The sequence below is a fragment of the Kitasatospora sp. NPDC059408 genome, assembly GCF_042751525.1.
Classification (GTDB): Bacteria; Actinomycetota; Actinomycetes; order Streptomycetales; family Streptomycetaceae; genus Kitasatospora.
The window spans coordinates 1-19,358 of record NZ_JBHYWI010000071.1; the positions used below are offsets into that span (position 1 = coordinate 1).

The following is a 19,358-nucleotide window of genomic DNA, read 5'->3' on the forward strand; positions in this document are numbered from 1 at the left end:
TTTTGTTTATACCCCCCCCCCCCTGAGCCGGGGCCGGGCGCGACCGCGGGGCGCCCGGCCGCCGCCCGCTCCCGGCCCGTTGCGCTTCCTGGCCCACGTCCGAGCAGCTCGTTCGCTTCACCGAACGAGCTGCTCGGATCAGTGCTCCAGCGCCTCCGCCACGTGCAGCCGCTGGTCCGCCCGGAAGTGCAGGAGCAGCACCGAGCGCACCGCCTCCCCGTCCAGCGCGGTGTACGCGTGCGGCAGCGAGGCGTCGAAGCCGACGTAGTCCCCCGGCCCCAGCTCGACCTCGCACCCGTCGACCCTCACCCCGAGCCGTCCGGTCTGGACGACGGTGTGCTCGGTGCCCGCGTGCCCGGCCGAGTCCTGCGTGCCGCCCGGCCTGACCCGCTGGTCGTACACCTCGAACACCGAGTCCCCGGCCTCGATCCGGCGCAGCGGCCGCAGATCGACGCCGGCCCCGCTGAGCGGCTCCACGTCGGCCGCGCGGACCACCGTGACGCCGCCGCCCGGCGCGCCCTCGACGAGGTCGGAGATCGGCACGCCCAGCACCCGGGCCAGGCCGAACACCGTCTCCAGGGTCGGGTTGCCGGTGCCGGACTCCAGCTGGGAGAGCGTCGCCTTGCCGATCCCGGCCCGCCGCGACAGTTCGGACAGGGACAGGCCGCGCGCGGCCCGCACGCGCTTCAGGTTGGCGGCGAGCACGCCCCGGACGGATCCCTCGGAGTCGGCCACTCGAATCCCCTTCTCTCCGCACTTCGTTCGGTATACCGTACGGGACGCGCCCGCACCCGCATCCCTCCCCAGCCCTGGAGACGGCACATGACCGAGCCCGCCCAGCCCACCGAGTCCCGGCCGGCCGACACCATCAAGTACCGCAAGAACGGCCTGACCCGCGGCGTCACCGACGAACTCGCCGAGAACATGCGCCACGGCTGGGCCGACACCGAGCGCGGCGACCTCGCGCCGATCGCGCAGGCCGCGCACACCGCCCGCCGCCGCGCCGAACTGGCCGCCGCCTTCCCCGGCGAGACGCTGGTCGTCCCGGCCGGCAACCCCAAGGTCCGCGCCAACGACACGGACTACCCGTTCCGTCCGTCCTCCGACTACGTCTACCTCACCGGCGACCAGTCCCAGGACGGCGTGCTCGTCCTCTCCCCCGCCGGCGACGCCACGCTCTACGTCCGCGACCGCTCCGACCGCGGCAACGGCGAGTTCTGGCTCGACAACCACGGCGAGCTGTGGGACGGCCGCCGCAACAGCCTCAGCGAGAACGAGCGCCTGCTGGGCCTGCCCTGCCGCGACGTCCGCGCCGTCCGGGCCGACCTGCGCGCCGTCACCGGCCCGGTCCGCGTCCTGCGCGGCCACGACGCCGGGGTGGAGGAGGCGCTGCGCCATGGTGCCACCGCCGAGCGCGACGAGGAGTTCCGGGTCTTCCTGTCCGGACTGCGCCTGGTGAAGGACGAGTTCGAGATCGCCGAGCTGCGCTTCGCGTGCGCGGCCACCGCCCGCGGCTTCGAGGACGTCGTCCGGGTGCTCGGCAGCGACACCGAGACCGCCGAGCGCCTGATCGAGGGCACCTTCTTCGTCCGCGCCCGGGTCGAGGGCAACGACGTCGGCTACGGCACGATCGCCGCCGCCGGCCCGCACGCCACCACCATGCACTGGGTGCGCAACGACGGCCGCGCGAAGCCGGGCCAACTCCTGCTCCTCGACGCGGGCGTGGAGACCAACGAGCTCTACACCGCCGACATCACCCGCACCCTCCCCGTCAACGGCCGCTTCGACGCGCTCCAGCGCAAGGTCTACGACGCCGTGTACGCGGCGCAGGAGGCCGGCATCGCCGCGGTGCGGCCCGGCGGCGTGTTCCGCGACTTCCACCACGCCGCCCAGCGGGTGCTCGCCGAACACCTCACCTCCTGGGGCCTGTTCGGCGACCTCACCGCCGACAAGGTCTACGAGCTCGGCCTGCACCGCCGCTTCACCCTGGCCGGCACCGGCCACATGCTCGGCATCGACGTCCACGACTGCGCCCACTCCCGCACCGAGGACCACGTCGACGGCCCGCTGAAGCCGGGCATGGTGCTCACCGTCGAGCCCGGCATCTACTTCCAGGAGGACGACCTGACCGTCCCCGCCGAGTACCGCGGCATCGGCGTGCGCATCGAGGACGACATCCTCGTCACCGAGGACGGCAACGAGAACCTCTCCGCCGGCCTCCCCCGCGAGGCCGCCGCCGTCGAGGCGTGGCTCGCCGCGCTGCGCGCCTGACCCGCCCTCAGAGCACCGGCAACGGCCGGCCGAGGAGCGGCTCCCGCCCCTCGGCCAGCCAGTACACGTACCCGCGCAGGTACGCCTCCAGCCCGCCGCCGCCGTCCAGGTGTTCGGCGTACGCGCGCAGCGCCGCCTCCTCGTTCTGCCCGGCGTCCCCCAGCGCGAGTTCGGCGGCGATCCACTCCCGGACGGCGCCGCGCTCGCGCCACCAGGCGCGGACGGACTCCGGCGTCCAGTGGTGGTCGCCGTCGCTCGCGTAGCCGCCCTGCGGCTCGCAGGCGGCGACCTCCGCCAGGGCGGCCACCTCGCGCAGGTTCACGGGCTGCCGGTGGACGAACTCGCAGCCGTCCTCGCCGGAGAGGACGGCCGCGGGCAGGTAGTACGGCCCGTTCAGCCCGGTGTCCGTCTCGCCCGCGTAGACCGGTCCGGGCACGGCCAGCCGGCTCCGGTCCTCCCAACGGCCGTCCCCGAGTCCGCCGAACACCCGCACCGCCGGTACCGGGTCCCAGTAGGCGACCTCGTCCCAGGGCCCGTCCACCGGGAAGCGCAGCAGGTCCGTGTCGAAGCGCCGCTTGGCCTCCGCGAGCTCCCGCTCGAACGCCCGCCAGTTCATCGGCGCACCTGCTCCCGCCAGTCGTCGAACCAGCGGAACCAGATCGGGGTGTCCTCGCCCCGGTGCCAACGGCTGTGGGCGGCGCTGCGTTCCTCGTCCGTGGCGTACGGCTCCTCGTGCTCCAGGTAGTCGAGGTACCACTCGCCGAAGGTCGCCGGCCGGCCCTCGTCCGTGAGCAGCGGGTTGAGCCGGTCGCAGGTGGCGCGGCCGTCGAACCACATGGTGCCGCGGTCCGGGCCGGTGACGACGAGCCAGGTCGCGAAGCCGCAGCCGTTCTCGGTCAGGCAGACGGCCCCGGCGGTGCGGGCGTCCTCGATCGCCTCGGCCTCGTCGTTCCACGCCGCGAGTGCGGCCCGGAACGCGGCCGGATCCTCGAAGTCCTCCTCGCGCAGCGGGTTGTCCCAGAAGTCGTCGGAGGCCGCCAGCGCGGTGTCGTGGTCCGGGAACGGCTCGGCCAGGAGGGCGGGCCTGGTCTGCCGGTCCCCCGCCCAGTACCACCCGGTCTCGCCCCGGCACAGCTGTCGCGGCCAGTCCGTCCCGGCGCTGACGGTCGTCAGGAACGCGCGGTAGTCCGCCGGGAACGTGATGCCGAACTGCCGCTCGGCCTCCGCCACCTGTTCCTCGCTCAGTGGGGCCGCCAGCGGCGCCCGGCCGCGCCGCGCGCGCAGCGCGAGGGTGCGCTCGCGGATCCCGTCCCAGTCCCAGCGGGCCGTGTCGTCCATGAGCGCACCCTAACCGAGCCGCCGAACGGCGGCGTCAGCCGGCCAGGGGCTTGACCCAGCGGCTCCACTGCGGTTCGGGGGTGTAGCCGGCGGCCTTCCAGGTGCGGTGGCCGAGCTCGTTCTCGTCCAGGACCATCGCGTCGATCCGGCGGGCGCCGAGCGCGGCCAGGCGCTCCTCGGCGGCGGTCAGCAGGGCGGCGCCGATGCCCCGGCGGCGGTGGGCGGGGTCGACGGCGAGGCGGTACAGGTGGGCGCGCCAGCCGTCCCAGCCGGCGATGACGGTGCCGAGCAGGGTGCCCGGGTCGTCGGCCGGGGTGGCGACGACGAGGCAGTGCGGGTCGCGCGCGAGCAGGGCGGCCACGCCGGCCTCGTCGTCCGAGATGCTGGTGCCCTTGGCGGCGGCGGCCCAGAGCGCGAGCAGCGCGGGTATCTCGGCGGGGGTGGCGGTGCGCAGGGCGATGTCGTCGGTCATGCGCCCGTGTCTAGCAGGACCGATCGCCCCGCCACGGGGAATTCCACCAGGTGAGCGTGCCCGTGCCCGCTACCGGTCGAGCCGCCACACCGTCGTCGTCTTGACCGACGTGTCCTCCAGGTCGGCGACGACCGGCACCTCGTACGCGGCGAGCGCGGTGAACCGCTCGCGGGGCAGGTAGGCGCGGCCCGGGTCGCCGACGATGACGGTGGCGCCGCGCGCGGCGGCCCGTTCGAGGAAGGGGAGGAACCGGGCGGCCATGGCCCGTTCGTAGAAGACGTCCCCGGCGAGGACGACGTCCGCCGGGGCGCCGTCGCCGTCGACCAGGTCCACCAGGGCGCCCTCCACCCGGACGCCGTTGGCCTCGGCGTTGAGCCCGATCGCGGCGACCGCGTAGGCGTCGATCTCGGCGGCCCGCACCGACGCGGCCCCGCTCAGCGCGGCGGCGACGCCCACCACGCCCGACCCGGCGGCGACGTCGAGCACGCCGCGTCCGGCGACGAGCTCGGGGTGGTCGAGCACGTACCGGGTGACGGCGACGCCGCCCGCCCACGCGAACGCCCAGAACGGCGGCGGCAGCCCGGCCTTGCCGCGCGCCTCCTCGGTGGTCTCCCAGAGCGCGATCGCGTCGTCCGCCATGTGCAGGCGGATCTCGGGGACGAACGGGACGGGCGTCAGCTCGGTCTCGCGGAGGATGAACGCGAGGTCGGTGTTTGCTTGGTGGAGGCGCAGCTCACTCGGCATGTCCGCAGCATAGGGCCCACGAGGGACCCGTCATGCCCGCCCGGCGGCCTTCTGGGTACGCCGCGCGAGCGAGTCGACCACGACGGCGGCGAGCAGGACCGCACCGGTGATCATGAACTGGATCGCGTTGCTGAGGCCCTCGATGTTCATCCCGGACTGGATCGAGGCGATCACCAGCGCGCCCAGCAGCGCCGACCAGGTCTTGCCGCGGCCGCCGAAGAGACTGGTGCCGCCGATGACGGCCGCCGCGATCGCGTTCATCAGCAGGTTGCCGCCGCCGGAGGTCTGGCTGGCCGACTGGATCTGCGCGGCCAGGAAGAGGCCGCCGACGGCCGCCATGGTGGAGCAGACGGTGAAGACGCTGATCCGGATCCAGGTCACGTTGATGCCGGCCCGCCGGGCGCCCTCGATGTTGCCGCCGAGCGCGAACACCTGGCGGCCGTAGGAGGTGCGGCGCAGCACGAAGTCCAGCACCACGATGAAGATCAGGAAGATCAGCAGCGCGAGCGGCAGTCCCTTGTACTGGTTGAGCGTGTAGGCGGCGAGGAAGGCGACGATCGCCAGCAGGATGGTGCGCAGCACGATGTCGGTGACCGGGCGGGACGGTACGCCCGCGGCCGAGCGCCGGCGGGAGTCGACCAGTGAGGCGCCCAGGAAGAGCACCACGCCGGCCAGCGCGGCGCCGTAGGCGACGACCTGCTGGCCGTAGATGGTGCTGTAGAGCCGGGAGACGATGTCCTTGCCCGACAGGTTGACGGTGCCGGTGGCGCCGAGCACCTGGAGCATCAGGCCGTTCCAGCCGAGGTTACCGGCGAGGGTGACGACGAAGGCCGGGACGCCCACCTTGGCGAAGAAGATGCCCTGGATCGCGCCGACCGCCGCGCCGCCGGCGATCGCGGTGATCAGCGCGACCCACTGGTTGACGCCGTGGTTGACGTTCAGGACGGCGAAGATCGCCGCGCACAGGCCGCTGACCGAGCCGACCGACAGGTCGATCTCGCCGAGCAGCAGGACGAACACGACGCCGATGGCGATCATGCCGGTGCCGACGATCTGCTGGGACAGGTTGGACAGGTTCTGGGCGGACAGGAAGCTGCTGTTGAGGCTGCCGAACACCGCCCAGATCACGATCAGCGCCAGCACCACGGGCAGCGAGCCGAGTTCACCGCTGCTCATGCGGCGGCGGAACTCGCCGAGGTAGCCCTTGATGCCCTCCTGGCGCACGATCAGCCGCGGGTCCACCGCCGGGATCGCCTCGGGGGCCACCGGGACGGGCGCGTTGACGCCGCCCGTGGGCATGCTGTCCTCGGGCAGCGGGGCGTGGCGGCGTTCGGGCTCGCCGCCCTGCGGGCTCCCGGGAATGTTCTCGCTCACTGGGAACCCTCCTCGCCGCGGGCCCGCCGGCGGGTCACGGCGTTGTCCGTGGCGCCGGTGATGGCCGAGATGATCTGTTCCTGGTTGGTGTAGTGCTTGTCGAAGACGCCGTTGTTGCGGCCCAGGCGCAGCACCGCGACGGTGTCCGCGACGGCCATCACGTCCGCCATGTTGTGGCTGATGAGGATGACGCCGAGGCCCTGGTCGCGCAGCCGCTCGACGAGGTCGAGGACCTGCGCGGTCTGCTCGACGCCGAGGGCGGCGGTCGGTTCGTCGAGCATGACGACCTTGGGCGAGCCGATCAGCGCGCGGGCGATCGCGACGACCTGGCGCTGGCCGCCCGAGAGGGAGGCGACCGGGATCCGCACGCTCGGGATGCGGATGGAGAGGGTGTCGAGCAGCGTGCGGGAGCGCTTCTCCATCGCGACCTCGTCGAGGATGGAGAAGCGCCGGATCTCGCGGCCGAGGAAGAGGTTGCCGACCACGTCGAGGTTGTCGCACAGCGCGAGGTCCTGGTAGACCGTGGCGATGCCCAGCTGCTGGGCGTCCTGCGGGCGGTGGATGCTCACCGGCCGGCCCTGCCACTCGATCGAGCCCTCGTCCGGCTGGTGGACCCCGGCGATCGACTTGACCAGGGTGGACTTGCCGGCGCCGTTGTCGCCGACCAGCGCGAGCACCTCCCCGGCGTGCACCTCCAGTTCGATGTCGGTGAGCGCCTGGACGGCGCCGAACCGCTTGGAGACCCCGCGCAGGGCCAGTACGGTCTCACCTGCCACAGTGACCAACTCCCTTGCCCCGCCCCCGAGGTGAGGGGGCGGGGCGTATTCGTGTGCTCGGGCGGAGGACTACTGGAGGCCGGCGGACTTGCAGGCGGCGGCGTAGTCCGGCGTGCAGATCTGGGCGACGGTGTAGAAGCCGTCGGCGACCACGGTGTCCTTGATCTTGTCCTTGGTGACGACGATCGGCGTGAGCAGGTCGGCGGGCACCTTGTTGCCGCTGCCGTTGGTCACCGTGGTCGGGACGAGCGTGGAGTCCAGGGCCGTGCCCGCGGCGAGCGCGACCGCGATCTGGCCGGCCGCGTCGGTCTCGGGCTTGAGCGGCTTGTAGACCGTCATGGTCTGGGTGCCCGCCACGATCCGCTGGATGCCGTCGAGCTGGGCGTCCTGCCCGGTGAGCGGGACGCTGAGGTCGGCCGCCTTCAGCGCGGTCGAGACACCGGCGGCCATGCCGTCGTTGGCCGAGTAGGCGCCGACCACGTTCTTGGCGCCGATCGCGGTGATCGCGGCCGCGGCCTCCTGGTTGGCCACGTTCGCGTCCCACTGCGGGGTGTCGTACTCCTTGCCGATCTTCAGCTTGCCGTCGATCGCGCTGTGCGCGCCGGCCTTGAAGTCGGCCGCGTTGGGGTCGGTCGGCGAGCCGTTGATCATGAAGATCTCGCCCGCGCCCGCCTTGTCGCCCACCGCGGCGACCAGCGCCTGGCCCTGCAGCTCGCCGACCTTGCGGTTGTCGAACGACACGTACGCGTCGGCGGGCCCCTGGGCGAGGCGGTCGTACGCGAGCACCTTGACGCCGGCGTCGTGGGCCTTCTGCACGGAGGACTGGATCGACTTGGAGTCGACCGCGTCCAGGATCAGCACCTTGTCGCCCTTGGTGAGGGCGGTGTCCACCTGGGTCTGCTGGAGCGTCGCGTCCTGGTTGGCGTTGTAGTAGTCGATCTGCGCCTGCGGCGCCAGCTGCTTGATCTTCGCCTCGATCAGCGGGCGGTCGAACTGCTCGTAGCGGGTGGTCTTGGTCTCCGGCAGAAGCAGGCCGATCCGCACCGCTCCGACCGCGGCGGTGCCGCTCGCACTGGCACCGCCGGAGGAACCGCCGCCGGACGACGACTGCTTGGCGCTGCCGCAGGACGCGGCGCCGAGGCCGAGGGATACCACTGCGGTCACCGCGAGGACGCGGCGAAGCCTGATGCTCATGGGGTTGCCTCTCCGGTTTGAGTCCACCCCCTGTCCTCCGAGTCTGGGAAGCCCGGGCCGTGCCCACGACCGCAGGTGCGCCGAACGGGTGCCCGGGGTGTGGCTTTCGGGTCAGGCCGGAGGGCTGCGGCGTCAGGGTGCGTGCATCGCACGGCGGAGGACGGGGGCGCCTGCCGGCCGCCGGGCTGAGGGAGCGTCGCGGACCCCGGCCCGCCGAAGGACCCGCCCTACTGTTCCGCGGTCAGCGGCAGCTCGGCGGTCAGGCGGGTGCCCGCGGCGCTCGGGGCGACGGCCAGCGTGCCGCCGTGGTGGCGGGCGATGTCGCGGGCGATCGGCAGGCCGAGGCCGCTGCCGCCCTCGTCGCGGCTGCGGGCGTCGTCGAGGCGGGTGAAGCGCTCGAAGACCCGCTCGCGGTCGGCGGCCGGGATGCCCGGGCCGTCGTCCTCGACGTCCAGGACGGCCACGCCGCGGGCGCGGTCCGCGCCCAGCCGCACGTGGACGACGCCGCCCGCGTGCCGCTCGGCGTTGTCGAGCAGGTTGGTGAGCAGTCGTCCGAGCCACAGCGGGATGCCGTCCACGGCGATGCCCGGGGCGAGGTCGGTGGTGCGCCGGTGCGGGCCGGGCGGGCGGCCGAGCACGGTGTCGGCGACCAGCGCGGTGAGGTCGACGCGCCGGCGGGGCCGGTCGTCGGCGCCGCCGGCGTCGAGGCGGGCGAGGAGCAGCAGGTCGGTGGCGAGGCTCTGCAGCCGGTCGGTGTCCTGGAGCGCGCCGTGCACCAGTTCGGCCCGCACCGCCGGATCGGGGTGGGTGTCGGCGACCTCCAGCTGGGTGCGCAGCACGGCGAGCGGGCTGCGCAGTTCGTGCGAGGCGTCGGCGATGAACTGGCGCTGGCGCCGTCCGGAGGCCTCCAGCCGGTCGAGCATCGCGTTCATGGTGGCGGCGAGCCGGGCGATCTCGTCGGCGGTGCCGGGCTCGGGCACCCGGCGGTGCAGGTCCTGCCCGGTGATGGCGTCGACCTCGGCGCGGATCGCCTCGACCGGGCGCAGCGCGTTCCCGGTGACCTTCCAGGTGACGACGACGCCGGTGAGCAGCAGTAGCGGGCCGGCGACGGCGAGCCCGGCCTGGGTGATGTCGAGGGCCTCGTCGGCGGCGCGCAACGAGGCGCCCGCGTAGACGGTGACGGGCCCGGCGGGGGTGTCGCCGGTGACGGCGGTGACGCGCTGGCGGTGGTGGTCCAGGAGCGGGTCGACGTCGTCGGTGGTGTGCGAGCCGGTGCGTCCGGCGGGGGTGATCGCGGGGCGTCCGGCCAGGTTGGGGCTGGCGGCGAGGACGGTGCCGCGGGCGTCGACGACCTGGAGGAAGTCGGTGCCGTGGCCGGTGTGCAGGACGGGGGTGAGCCGGCCCTGCGCGGCGAGCTGGGCGACGGTCTCGGCCTGCTGGCGGGTGGCCGAGGCGGCGGAGGCGACGAGGTCGGCGTGCAGGACGGCGAGCAGTCCGGCGCTGGCGAGGGCGAGGGCCGCGCCGAGGACCGTGCCGGCCGCGGCGGTGGCCCGGGCGCGGACGGTGCGCGGGACGAGGCGGCGGGCGGAGCGCGGGACGAACTGCGGCTTGCGGTAGGGCACTTCAGCCGCCGGCCGGGTCGAGGCGGTAGCCGGCGCCGCGCATGGTCTGCAGGGCGGCACGGCCGAAGGGGGCGTCGATCTTGCGGCGCAGCGCATGGATGTGGACCTCGACGACGCTGGGGTCGGCGTCGTGGTCGGCGTCCCAGACGTGGTCGAGGATCTCGCGCTTGGAGACGACCGTCCCGGCGCGGGCGGCGAGGTGCTCCAGGATGGCGAACTCGCGCGCGGTGAGGTGGGTGGGGGTGCCGGCCCGGGTGCAGGTGCGGGCGTTGGCGTCGACGACGAGGTCGCCGAGGGTGTGCAGGCGGGGCCGCTGCTGGTCGATGCGCCGGTGCAGGGCGCGCAGGCGGGCGAGCAGCACGACGAAGGAGAACGGCTTGGACAGGTAGTCGTCGGCGCCGGTGTCGAGGGCCTCGGCCTCGTCCCACTCGCCGTCCTTGGCGGTGAGCATGAGGATCCCGGCGCGGCAGCCGTTCGCGCGGAGGCGGGCGCAGACCCGGTAGCCGTTGAGGCCGGGCAGCATGATGTCGAGCAGGATCACGTCGTAGGGGTGGCGGTCGGCGAGGGCGAGGCCTTCGGGCCCGTTGTGGGCGGTGTCGACGGTGTGGCCGTCCGCCTCCAGGCCGCGGCGCAGCGCGGTGGCCATCCGGTGTTCGTCCTCGACGACGAGAATGTGCATCCGTTCAGGGTGCCAGGTGGTCCGTGGCGATCTTCGGCGGGCTTAAGCGCAGGTTCAGGAACGGTCCGCCATGATCGCCCCGCGCGGCCCGGGCGGTTCCGGGCGCGCGGAGCACGCCACGCAAGGAGAGCGCCCGATGACCGACTCCCCGTCGTCCAGCACCCCGTTCCCGCAGGGCCCGGACTCCGGCCCGGACTCCGGCCCCGAGCTCGGCCCCGAGGGCTCGAAGTTCGGTCCCGAGCCGGGGCCGCACGCCGGCGCCGAAGAGGTTCCGCCGCTGCCGGCCAAGCGGCGCCGGGTGGCGCGGGTGCGCGCCTGGGCGGCCGGGCAGGAGCGCCGGATAGCCGCCGGGGTGGCCGCGGTCGCGCTGGTCGGCGCCGCGGGCGGAGTGGCGCTGACCGTCGTGCACGACGGGCACGGCCGGGACCACGAGCGGGCGATGAGCTGGTCCGAGGACGGCTCCGGTGACCAGGCCGGCCAGGGCGACCAGGGCGAGCACGGCGGCGAGGCCCGCAAGGGCGGCCACGGCGAGCACGGCGCCCAGGGCCACCGCCACCACGGCGGCGAGCAGGGCTCCGACGACCGGAACGGCGAGGGTCACGACGGCGAGGGCCGGAACGCCGAGGGCCAGGACGGCCGCGCCGGTGGCGCCCCCGCCCCGCTCCCGTCGGTCGCCGCCTCCGCCGCGCTGGAGAAGGCGCAGGGCGCCGTCCCCGGCGGCCGCGCGGAGTCGCTGCAGCGCGTCACCGCGCAGGGCGGCACCGCCGCGTGGTCCGTCGTCGTCATCGGCCAGGACGGCGTCCGGCACCGGGTGACGGTGGACGGCGCGAGCGGCGAGCTGACCGGCAACACCGTCGTCGCCGCCCCGGGACGCTGACGTGGCCCAGCACTCGACGCTGACCCGGCCGGACGAACGGACCGGCCGGGCCGCCGGGGCGAACAAGGTCCCGCCGGTGGACGGCTGGTTCTGGCTGGTGAAGATCCTCACCACCGGCCTGGGCGAGGTGCTGTCCGACTTCCTCGCCCGCACCGCGGGGCCGGTCCCCGCGGTGGGCGGCGCCGGCCTGCTGTTCGCGGTGGCCACCGTGGTCCAGCTGCGGCTGCGCCGCTGCGTGCCCGGCGTGTACTGGGCCGTGGTGGTCATGGTGAGCGTCTTCGGCACGATGGTCGCCGACGTGGCGCACGTCGCGCTCGGCGTGCCGTACGCGCTGTCGGCGGGCTCGCTGGCGGTGGCGCTGGCGGCGCTGTTCGTGCTGTGGCACCGGGTGGAGGGCTCGCTGGCCATCGACCGGGTCACCGGGCTGCGCCGGGAGCTCTTCTACTGGGCGGCCGTGCTGCTGACCTTCGCCCTGGGCACCGCCGTGGGCGACCTGACGGCGGCGACGCTGAAGCTCGGCTACCTGGTCGCCGGCATCGGCTTCGCCGTGCTGATCACCGTCCCCGCGCTGGCCTCGAAGGCCCGCTGGGTGGGCCCGGTGGCGGGCTTCTGGTGGGCGTACGTGCTCACCCGCCCGCTCGGCGCCTCGTTCGCGGACTGGGCGGGCGTGAGCCACGAGCGGGGCGGCCTGAACCTGGGCACCGGCCAGGTGAGCGTGGCGCTGGCCGTCGCGATGGCGCTGGCCCTCGCCCTGTCCGCCCGCGCGGCGCGGGCCAGGACGCGCCGGGCGCGGGCTGGACGCTCCGCCGCCTGACGTCTACATTGCTGTAGACGCCGCGGAGGCGTACGGCACACCCCCCGGACTGCCGTCCGCCTCCGCCGCGTCCTGCCCGGTGGCCGCGGGTCTCACCCGCGCTCGTCGATCACCCGCTTGATCTTCCCGACCGAGCGCTCCAGCGTGTACGGCTCGACCACCTCGGCCGTGACCGTCACGCCCACCCCGTCCTTCACCGCCCGGACGATCGCCGCCTCCGCCGCCGTCCGCACGTCCGCGGGCGCGTCCGGCCGCGCCTCGACGCGCACCGCCATCACGTCCAGCCGCCCCTGCCGGCCCAGCCGCAGCTGGAAGTGCGGCGCGACGCCCGGGGTGCGCAGCAGGATCTCCTCGATCTGGGTCGGGAAGACGTTCACCCCACGCAGGATGATCATGTCGTCGCTGCGCCCGGTGACCTTCTCCATCCGCCGGAACGCCGGCCGCGCGGTGCCCGGCAGCAGCCGGCTCAGGTCGCGGGTGCGGTAGCGGATGACGGGCAGCGCCTCCTTGGTGAGCGAGGTGAACACCAGCTCGCCGCCCTCCCCCTCCGCCAGCACCTCGTCAGTGAGCGGGTCGACGATCTCCGGGTAGAAGTGGTCCTCCCAGACGTGCAGGCCGTCCTTGGTCTCCACGCACTCCTGCGCGATGCCGGGCCCGATCACCTCGGACAGCCCGTAGAGGTCGACGGCGTGCAGGTCGAGCCGCTCCTCGATCTCGCGCCGCATCTCCTCCGTCCACGGCTCCGCCCCGAAGATCCCGATCCGCAGCGACGTGCCGCGCGGGTCGATCCCCTGCTTCTCGAACTCGTCCAGCAGCGTGAGCATGTAGGACGGGGTGACCATGATGATCTCGGGCCGGAAGTCCTGGATGATCTGCACCTGCCGCGCCGTCATGCCGCCGGACGCCGGGATCACCGTGCAGCCCGCCCGCTCGGCGCCGTAGTGGGCGCCGAGCCCGCCGGTGAACAGCCCGTAGCCGTACGCGATGTGCACCTTGTGGCCGGCCCGGCCGCCGGCCGCGCGGATCGAGCGGGCGACGACGTCCGCCCACATCGACAGGTCGTTCTCGGTGTAGCCGACCACGGTCGGGCGCCCGGTGGTGCCGCTGGAGGCGTGGATCCGGCGGACCCGGTCCATCGGGACGGCGAACAGGCCGAACGGGTATCCCTCGCGCAGGTCGGCCTTGGTGGTGAACGGGAAGCGGGCGAGGTCCGCCAGGCTGCGGCAGTCCCCCGGCCCGACCCCGGCGGCGTCGAACTTGCGGCGGTACAGCTCGACGTTGTCGTACGCGTGCCGCAGGGTGGCCCGGAGGCGGTCGAGCTGGTGGGCGCGCAGTTCGCCGACCGTCATCCGCTCGCCGGCGTCCAGCAGCCCCGGCGGGACGGGCTCGCCGAGGCGCCTCGGCACGGCGCTCCCGGCTCCCTCCGGGGCCCCGGCTTCTTCGGGCGCGCTGCTGGTCATCGTCGCTCCTTCGCAGGTCGGCCGGGCCCCCGCGGCCGCCCCGACCGATCGTTCGGCCGGGCGGCCCCAGGGCCAGTAATCCAGGACGCGCCGCGGGTGTCAAGACATCGGGCCGACTCCGCGGAGCCCATCCGGATTGCGCAGTTCCGGCCCGTTCACGGCGAGATTTCCGGGGCCGAGTTGACGATCCGATATGAAAATCATTACGAATTTTTACCCGGATACGGCTACCACCGGCTCCCCCGCATGGTTCAGTGGTCCGGCTTCCCCTGCCACCCGGAGTGATCACCTTGCCCACGTCCCCCGCCCTGGTCAGCGCGCTGCGCGAACTCGGCGACCGACCCGCCGTCGTCGCCGGCGGCCGCTCGATCAGCGGCATCGGCCTGCTGCTCGGCGTCTCCCCGCCCGGCGGACTGCCCGGAGCCGTCGCCGCCGAGGTCGCCGCACACTCCGCGCTGCCCGCGAGCACCGCCCGCGCCGCCGAGCAGCGGCTGAGGCACTGGGCGGGCGTCCTCGGCCCGGAGCCCATCCGGCACACCCTGCTCCACCCCGCGACCGACCTCGCCGTCGAACTCGCCCTCGCCACCCTGCTGGCCGGCGGCACCGTCCACTGCGCCGACCCCGACCAGCGCCCCGAGGAGCAGCTCGCCGCCCTCGCCACCACCGGCACCACCCACCTCACGCTGCCCTCCGACCTGCTCTGGCGCCTCGCCCGCGTGCCCGGCCTCGCCGCCCACGACCTGTCCGCGCTGCGCCTCGTCCTGCACGTCGGGCCCGAGCCCCGGCAGGACGACGTCTACGCCGCCGTCGACGCGCTCGGCGCCGTCGTCGCCCACCTGCGCGAGCCGCACAGCGACGCCGAGGCCGCCGAGCACCGGCTGCGCGCCGCCGCCGCCACCGCCGCGACCGCCGCCTGGAAGCACGCCATCGGCATCACCGCCGAGCAGGTCCGCGACTTCGGCGCGCACCTCGACCACGCCGTCCTCGGCTCGCTCCTGCTGACCCTCCAGCAGTACGGCGTCCTCAGCGACCCCGCCACCGGGCACACCGAGACCGAGATCCTCGACTCCGTCGTCGTCACCCCCGTCTACCGCCCCCAGGTCGTGCGCTGGCTCGACGCCCTCGCCCGGCACGGCCTGATAGCCCGGCACGACGACCGCTACGTCGGCGCGCCGCCGCTCGCCGCCGCAGAGGTCCGCGAGACCTGGCGCCCGGCCGCCGACGCCTGGGCCGACGGGCTCGGCCAGGCCGCCGCCCTCGACCGGGTCCGGCGCGCCGCCCTGCGCCTGCCCCGCCGGATCACCGGCCAGGAGCCGCCCCGCCCGGCCGTCCCCCCGCTGCGCTGGACCGCCGCCCGCGGGTACTTCGGCGCGGCGCTCGGCTCGCTCGTCCGCGGCATGGCCGAGGCGCACGACGGGCCCGCGCCGCTGCGGGTCCTGGAGCTCAGCGACGGCGACGGCACCGACACCGCGATCGCCCGCGCCCTGTCCGCCCGCCCCCGCCAGGTCGTCGAGCACCACCCGCTGCCCGACGGCGGCCGCTTCGACGTCGTCGTCGCCGCCGGCGCCGGCGACCCGGACACCACCGTCGCGGAGCTCGTCCGCCTGCTGGCACCCGGCGGCCGGCTACTGCTCGTCGCGGCGACGGACGAGCAGCTCGACGTCCTCGTCACCACCGAACCCGACGCCCTCGCCGCACCGACGCCCGCGCCCGCTCCCGCCGAGGAGTGGCGCGCGGCACTGACGGCGGCCGGCTGCGCGACCGTCCTCGCCCTGCCCGAGGACGGGCACCCGATGGGCCTGCTCGGCCAGCACCTGTTCGTCGCCCGCGTGCCCTGAGCCGCCGCACTAGGATCGAGGACATGACCCGGTCCTCCCGGCACGCGGACCCGCTCGCGTCGATCGGCTCGGTCGGGTCGATCCTGTCGATCGGCTCGGTGGGCTCCGTGTTGTCCATCGGCTCGATCGGGTCGTTCGGATCCGTGGGCTCCATCGGCTCGTTCGCCTCCGCCGGCTCGATCGGCTCCGCGCTCTCCGCCCTGTCCATCGGCGCCTGGCGCAGCGTCGGCTCGCTCGGCGGCGCCCGCGGCCGGGCCGCGTGGTCCCACCCGCCCCGGCGGCAGCACGGTGAGCGTTTCGTGGTCGAGCGGTGAAGCCCGGGTCACGCACCGCCACCCGATGCGTACCATTTCGATACCGAAGCGGGGATGAGCTGCGAGGATCCTCGCCCGTCGGCCCCGGGCCCGGGTAGCATCCGCCTGGGCTCGTCACCGCCCGGCACGCGGGAGTTCGGGGACGGGCCCAGGCCTCCCGGCCGTGATGCAGGCGGCTCCTCCCGCCGTCGGCGGCCTCGGATCCGGGCGGCAGAACCCCGCGGGGCGTTGGCGGTCCCCGCGGACTCGACTCCGCGCGCCAGGGCAGTCGCGCGAACGGCGAAGGGCATCGTGTTGGCGGATCGGCTCACCGGCGGGGACTCCTCACTGCTGCGGCGGATCAACGCGGCGGTCACGCTCCGGGCGTTGCGGGCCGGCCACGCCGTGACCCTCACTCAGCTCGTCGGCGAGACCGGGCTCTCCCGGCCCACCGTCGAGGGCGTCATCGAGGGACTCGTCGACACCGGGCTCGTCGCCGAGGTCGACCAGCCCAAGGAAGACGGCCAGCCGGGCACCGGCCGCCGCGGCCGGCCCGCCCGCTGGTTCCGCTTCCGCGCCGAGGCCGGGCACATCCTCGGCATCGAGATCGGCGTGCACGACGTCCGCGTCATCCTCGCCGACCTCACCGGCGAGGTGCTGGGCAGTCACTTCAAGCCCGTCGACGAGACCCTGGAGGCCGAGGACCGGCTCGCCGCCGTCCGCACCGCCGTCGCCGAGGTGCTGCGCAAGGCCGGCATCTCGCGCGACAACCTGTGGGCCGTCGGCATCGGCACCCCCGGCATCGTCGACCGCGAGGGCACCATCCGGCTCGGCACGGCCATGCCCGGCTGGACCGGCCTCGACCTCGGCGTGCGGCTGCGCCGCTCCTTCCGCTGCCCCGTGCTGATCGAGAACGACGCCAACCTCGCCGCGATCGCCGAGCACTGGCAGGGCGCGGCGGTCGGCGCCGACGACGTCGTCTTCGTCATGGCCGGCCTCAGCCCCGGGGCCGGCTCGCTCATCAACGGCCGCCTGCACCGCGGGTACGGCGGCGCCGCCGGCGAGATCGGCGCGCTGCACCTGCTGGGCCAGGAGGTCACCCCCGAGCGGCTCCTGTCCACCACCGGCAAGCCCCTCAACCCGCTGGACGAGGCGGCCGTCGCCCGCGTCCTGCGGCTCGCGCGCGAGGGCGACGAGGTGGCCAAGGTCGCCATGGACCGCTTCCTGACCCGCCTCGTGCAGTCCGTCGCCGCCCTCGTCCTCGCGATCGACCCGCGCCTGGTCGTGGTCGGCGGGTGGGCCGCCGGGCTCGACGGCGTCCTGGAGCCGCTGCGCGAGCGGCTCGCCGAGTTCACGCTCCGCGCGCCCGAAGTGGCCCTGGCCGCGCTCGGCTCGGAGGTCGTCGCGATGGGCGCCCTGCGCGTCGCCCTGGACCACGTCGAGGAGCAGCTCTTCGCCGTCGACCCGCCCCGGGTCTGACACCTCCGGGTGGGCGAACGACCGAGGCCCGGACGCCTGTGGGGCGTCCGGGCCTCGGTCCGAGGGTGGTGCGATGTGGTTCGCGGGCCGCCGTGGTTCAGGAGGCGGCGGTTCAGGAGGCGGCGGTTCAGGAGGCGGCGGTTCAGGAGCCGACGGTTCAGGAGGCGGCGGTTCAGGAGCCGACGGTTCAGGAGGCGGCGGTTCAGGAGGCGGTGCGCACCTCGGGAGACGAGGCGGCGGCGGAGGCCGCGACCGGGGTGACCTCGACGAGACCGGCCTCGCCGAAGGTGAGCTTGCAGGTGTCGGCGCGGTAGGTCGCGACGGCCAGCGCCACCAGGCGGCCGGCCGAGGCGTACTGGGTCGTCATCACCAGCACCGGCGAACCCGGCGGGCGCTCCAGCAGGACGGCCTCGTCGGCCTCGGCGACGCCCAGCTCGACCGCCCGGGACTCGCCGTCGACCTCAAGGCGCTCCAGCTGGCGCAGCACCGAACGGGCGCGGTCGCTCTCGGCGCGGAAGCCCGGCAGGTGCGGCAGCGCGGAGGCGGGCACGTGCAGCGACTCGGTGGCCACCGCCCGGCCCTCGACCAGCCGGACCCGGCGCACGGTGTGCACGGTGGCGCCCTCGGCGATGCCCAGGTGCTTCGCGAGCTGCGGGGAGGCCGGGGCGGTGGTGCAGTCCACCGTGCGCCAGGACTGGCTGCGCCCGGCACCGGGCCAGCCCTCCTCCTGCCGGTTGACCGGCACGCCGACGCGCGGGGCGGCGATCAGGGTGCCGATGCCGCGGCGGCGGACCAGGCGGCCCTCCAGCTCCAGCTGGTCGAGCGCCTGGCGCAGCGTCGCGCGGGCGACACCGAAGCGGGCGGAAAGCTCGCGCTCGTTGGGCAGCACCTGGCCGGTGGAGAACTCCGAGTCGATGGCGCGGAGCAGCACCGTGCGCAGGTGCCAGTACTTCGGCTCCGGTACCGACGTGAGCTGCCCTGTCGTCCCCACCGTGTCCTCCACCCTGTCGCGTCCGCCCGGCCGGAGTGGCGGGCTGAGAAGAGGGGCGGATCGCGGGCCCGCTGTCCGCTGTTGCGGCAGGTGGGAGAGCGGGCCTTTATCCGTCCTTCTTTATTAAAGGTCCTTGCAGTAAGCGACCCTAGGGGCATCTCGCGGAGATGGTCAAGACCAATGGCACGGCTTGGTGCGACCGTCGCGGGACTTCATGCCGCGTTCACGTCATTCACGTCCGGACGCGCGTCACGGCGCGGGCCGTACGCATCCACTCGGTAGGCTGCCCGGGTGATCGTGGTGACGAGTGTGAACGTGAACGGAATCCGGGCCGCCGCCAAGAAGGGCTTCATCGAGTGGCTGGCCGCCACCGAGGCGGACGTCATCTGTCTGCAGGAGGTGCGCTCCGAGCCCGGCCAGCTGCCCGTCGAGCTCCGGGACCTGGACGGCTGGCACGCCGTCTGGGCCCCGTCCGTCGCCAAGGGCCGGGCGGGCGTCGCCGTCCTGTCCCGCGCGGAACCGCAGCGGACGGCGATCGGATTCGGATCGGAGGAATTCGACAATTCGGGCAGGTACGTGGAAATCGACCTCCCGGGCCTCACCGTCGCGAGCCTCTACCTCCCCTCCGGCGAGGTCGGCACCGAGCGCCAGGACGAAAAGGAGCGCTTCATGGCGGAATTCCTCGTCCACCTCACCGCCCTGCGCACCCGCGCCGCCGCCGACGGCCGCGAGGTCGTCGTCTGCGGCGACTGGAACATCGCGCACCGCCCCGAGGACCTCAAGAACTGGAAGGCCAACCAGAAGTCCGCCGGCTTCCTCCCCGAGGAGCGCGCCTGGCTCTCCCGCGTCTACGACGAGGCCGGCTACGTCGACGTCGTCCGCGCCCTCCACCCCGACCGCACCGGCCCCTACTCCTGGTGGTCCTACCGCGGCCGCGCCTTCGACAACGACTCGGGCTGGAGGATTGACCTAATCGTATGCACTAAGAATTTGGCAAACAGGGCTATCGAGGCCTACGTCGAGCGCGCCGCCTCCCACGCCGAGCGCTGGAGCGACCACGCGCCCGTCACTGCCGAGTTCGACTTCGGTGATAACTGACCTACAAGCAGCAGCATTTGGGTAAAATCTGGAGGCGA

Annotated in this window: 19 protein-coding genes; 7 read left to right on the top strand and 12 right to left on the bottom strand. The window is 74.2% G+C overall.

The genetic code is table 11. The annotated features are described in order from the left end of the window. Positions 1–138: 138 nt before the first annotated feature. The gene (locus ACFXDE_RS33785) at positions 139–735 is read right to left on the bottom strand and encodes a helix-turn-helix domain-containing protein (protein ID WP_380498321.1); all 597 of its coding nucleotides are present in this window, start codon (positions 733–735) and stop codon (positions 139–141) included. Positions 736–822: 87 nt separating this feature from the next. Here ACFXDE_RS33785 and ACFXDE_RS33790 point away from each other — a divergent pair, with 87 nt between their 5' ends. Next, the gene (locus ACFXDE_RS33790) at positions 823–2,271 is read left to right on the top strand and encodes an aminopeptidase P family protein (RefSeq protein WP_380498322.1); all 1,449 of its coding nucleotides are present in this window, start codon (positions 823–825) and stop codon (positions 2,269–2,271) included. A 7-nt stretch (positions 2,272–2,278) separates the two neighbouring features. Here the strand turns inward: ACFXDE_RS33790 and ACFXDE_RS33795 are convergent, their stop codons facing one another. The 9 genes from ACFXDE_RS33795 to ACFXDE_RS33835 all read right to left on the bottom strand — a co-directional run bounded on the left by ACFXDE_RS33795 (position 2,279) and on the right by ACFXDE_RS33835 (position 10,470). Continuing rightward, positions 2,279–2,887, bottom strand: coding sequence for a ferredoxin (locus ACFXDE_RS33795; RefSeq protein WP_380498323.1), 609 nt, complete (start codon positions 2,885–2,887; stop codon positions 2,279–2,281). Continuing rightward, positions 2,884–3,609: an SMI1/KNR4 family protein gene (locus ACFXDE_RS33800; protein ID WP_380498324.1), complete on the bottom strand. Its 726-nt coding sequence runs from the start codon at positions 3,607–3,609 to the stop codon at positions 2,884–2,886. The genes ACFXDE_RS33795 and ACFXDE_RS33800 overlap by 4 nt, the downstream gene beginning before the upstream one ends. 34 nt (positions 3,610–3,643) lie before the next feature. Then, complete coding sequence (locus tag ACFXDE_RS33805; RefSeq protein ID WP_380442330.1) at positions 3,644–4,081, bottom strand: GNAT family N-acetyltransferase; 438 nt, start codon at positions 4,079–4,081, stop codon at positions 3,644–3,646. 69 nt (positions 4,082–4,150) lie between these two features. Further along, positions 4,151–4,825, bottom strand: coding sequence for a class I SAM-dependent methyltransferase (locus ACFXDE_RS33810; RefSeq protein WP_380498325.1), 675 nt, complete (start codon positions 4,823–4,825; stop codon positions 4,151–4,153). Positions 4,826–4,855: 30 nt separating this feature from the next. Next, positions 4,856–6,124 (bottom strand): sugar ABC transporter permease, encoded by a 1,269-nt coding sequence (locus ACFXDE_RS33815; protein WP_380498349.1) that lies wholly within the window; start codon positions 6,122–6,124, stop codon positions 4,856–4,858. Between the two features lie 71 nt (positions 6,125–6,195). Next, positions 6,196–6,975, bottom strand: coding sequence for an ATP-binding cassette domain-containing protein (locus tag ACFXDE_RS33820; RefSeq protein ID WP_380498326.1), 780 nt, complete (start codon positions 6,973–6,975; stop codon positions 6,196–6,198). Between the two features lie 69 nt (positions 6,976–7,044). After that, entirely contained in the window at positions 7,045–8,169 is a 1,125-nt protein-coding gene (locus tag ACFXDE_RS33825; protein ID WP_380498327.1) for a sugar ABC transporter substrate-binding protein, read from the bottom strand. Positions 8,170–8,396: 227 nt separating this feature from the next. Continuing rightward, positions 8,397–9,791 carry a sensor histidine kinase gene (locus ACFXDE_RS33830; protein ID WP_380498328.1) on the bottom strand — a complete coding sequence of 465 codons (1,395 nt, stop codon included), beginning with the start codon at positions 9,789–9,791 and terminating at the stop codon, positions 8,397–8,399. A 1-nt stretch (position 9,792) separates the two neighbouring features. Further along, positions 9,793–10,470, bottom strand: a complete 678-nt coding sequence (locus tag ACFXDE_RS33835; RefSeq protein ID WP_359972186.1) for a response regulator transcription factor — start codon at positions 10,468–10,470, stop codon at positions 9,793–9,795. A gap of 136 nt (positions 10,471–10,606) precedes the next feature. Between ACFXDE_RS33835 and ACFXDE_RS33840 the strand changes: the two genes are divergently transcribed. Together ACFXDE_RS33840 and ACFXDE_RS33845 are read left to right on the top strand one after the other, a co-directional pair. Beyond that, positions 10,607–11,347: a hypothetical protein gene (locus ACFXDE_RS33840; RefSeq protein WP_380498329.1), complete on the top strand. Its 741-nt coding sequence runs from the start codon at positions 10,607–10,609 to the stop codon at positions 11,345–11,347. 1 nt (position 11,348) lies between these two features. After that, positions 11,349–12,161: a hypothetical protein gene (locus ACFXDE_RS33845; protein WP_380498330.1), complete on the top strand. Its 813-nt coding sequence runs from the start codon at positions 11,349–11,351 to the stop codon at positions 12,159–12,161. A 92-nt stretch (positions 12,162–12,253) separates the two neighbouring features. Here ACFXDE_RS33845 and paaK read toward each other — a convergent pair whose 3' ends face one another. Continuing rightward, positions 12,254–13,621, bottom strand: a complete 1,368-nt coding sequence (gene paaK / locus ACFXDE_RS33850; protein ID WP_380498331.1) for a phenylacetate--CoA ligase PaaK — start codon at positions 13,619–13,621, stop codon at positions 12,254–12,256. 290 nt (positions 13,622–13,911) lie between these two features. Between paaK and ACFXDE_RS33855 the strand changes: the two genes are divergently transcribed. The 3 genes from ACFXDE_RS33855 (at position 13,912) to ACFXDE_RS33865 (ending at position 17,231) form a co-directional block, all read left to right on the top strand. Beyond that, positions 13,912–15,459, top strand: coding sequence for a hypothetical protein (locus ACFXDE_RS33855; protein ID WP_380498332.1), 1,548 nt, complete (start codon positions 13,912–13,914; stop codon positions 15,457–15,459). Between the two features lie 23 nt (positions 15,460–15,482). Further along, on the top strand, positions 15,483–15,773 hold the full coding sequence (locus ACFXDE_RS33860; RefSeq protein ID WP_380498333.1) for a hypothetical protein: 291 nt from the start codon (positions 15,483–15,485) through the stop codon (positions 15,771–15,773). A 294-nt stretch (positions 15,774–16,067) separates the two neighbouring features. After that, complete coding sequence (locus tag ACFXDE_RS33865) at positions 16,068–17,231, top strand: ROK family protein (protein ID WP_380442312.1); 1,164 nt, start codon at positions 16,068–16,070, stop codon at positions 17,229–17,231. Between the two features lie 202 nt (positions 17,232–17,433). On the opposite strand, the gene ACFXDE_RS33870 is transcribed toward ACFXDE_RS33865, so the two are convergent. Further along, complete coding sequence (locus ACFXDE_RS33870; protein ID WP_380498334.1) at positions 17,434–18,222, bottom strand: GntR family transcriptional regulator; 789 nt, start codon at positions 18,220–18,222, stop codon at positions 17,434–17,436. Between the two features lie 291 nt (positions 18,223–18,513). Here ACFXDE_RS33870 and ACFXDE_RS33875 point away from each other — a divergent pair, with 291 nt between their 5' ends. After that, positions 18,514–19,320, top strand: a complete 807-nt coding sequence (locus ACFXDE_RS33875; RefSeq protein ID WP_380498335.1) for an exodeoxyribonuclease III — start codon at positions 18,514–18,516, stop codon at positions 19,318–19,320. Positions 19,321–19,358: the final 38 nt, after the last annotated feature.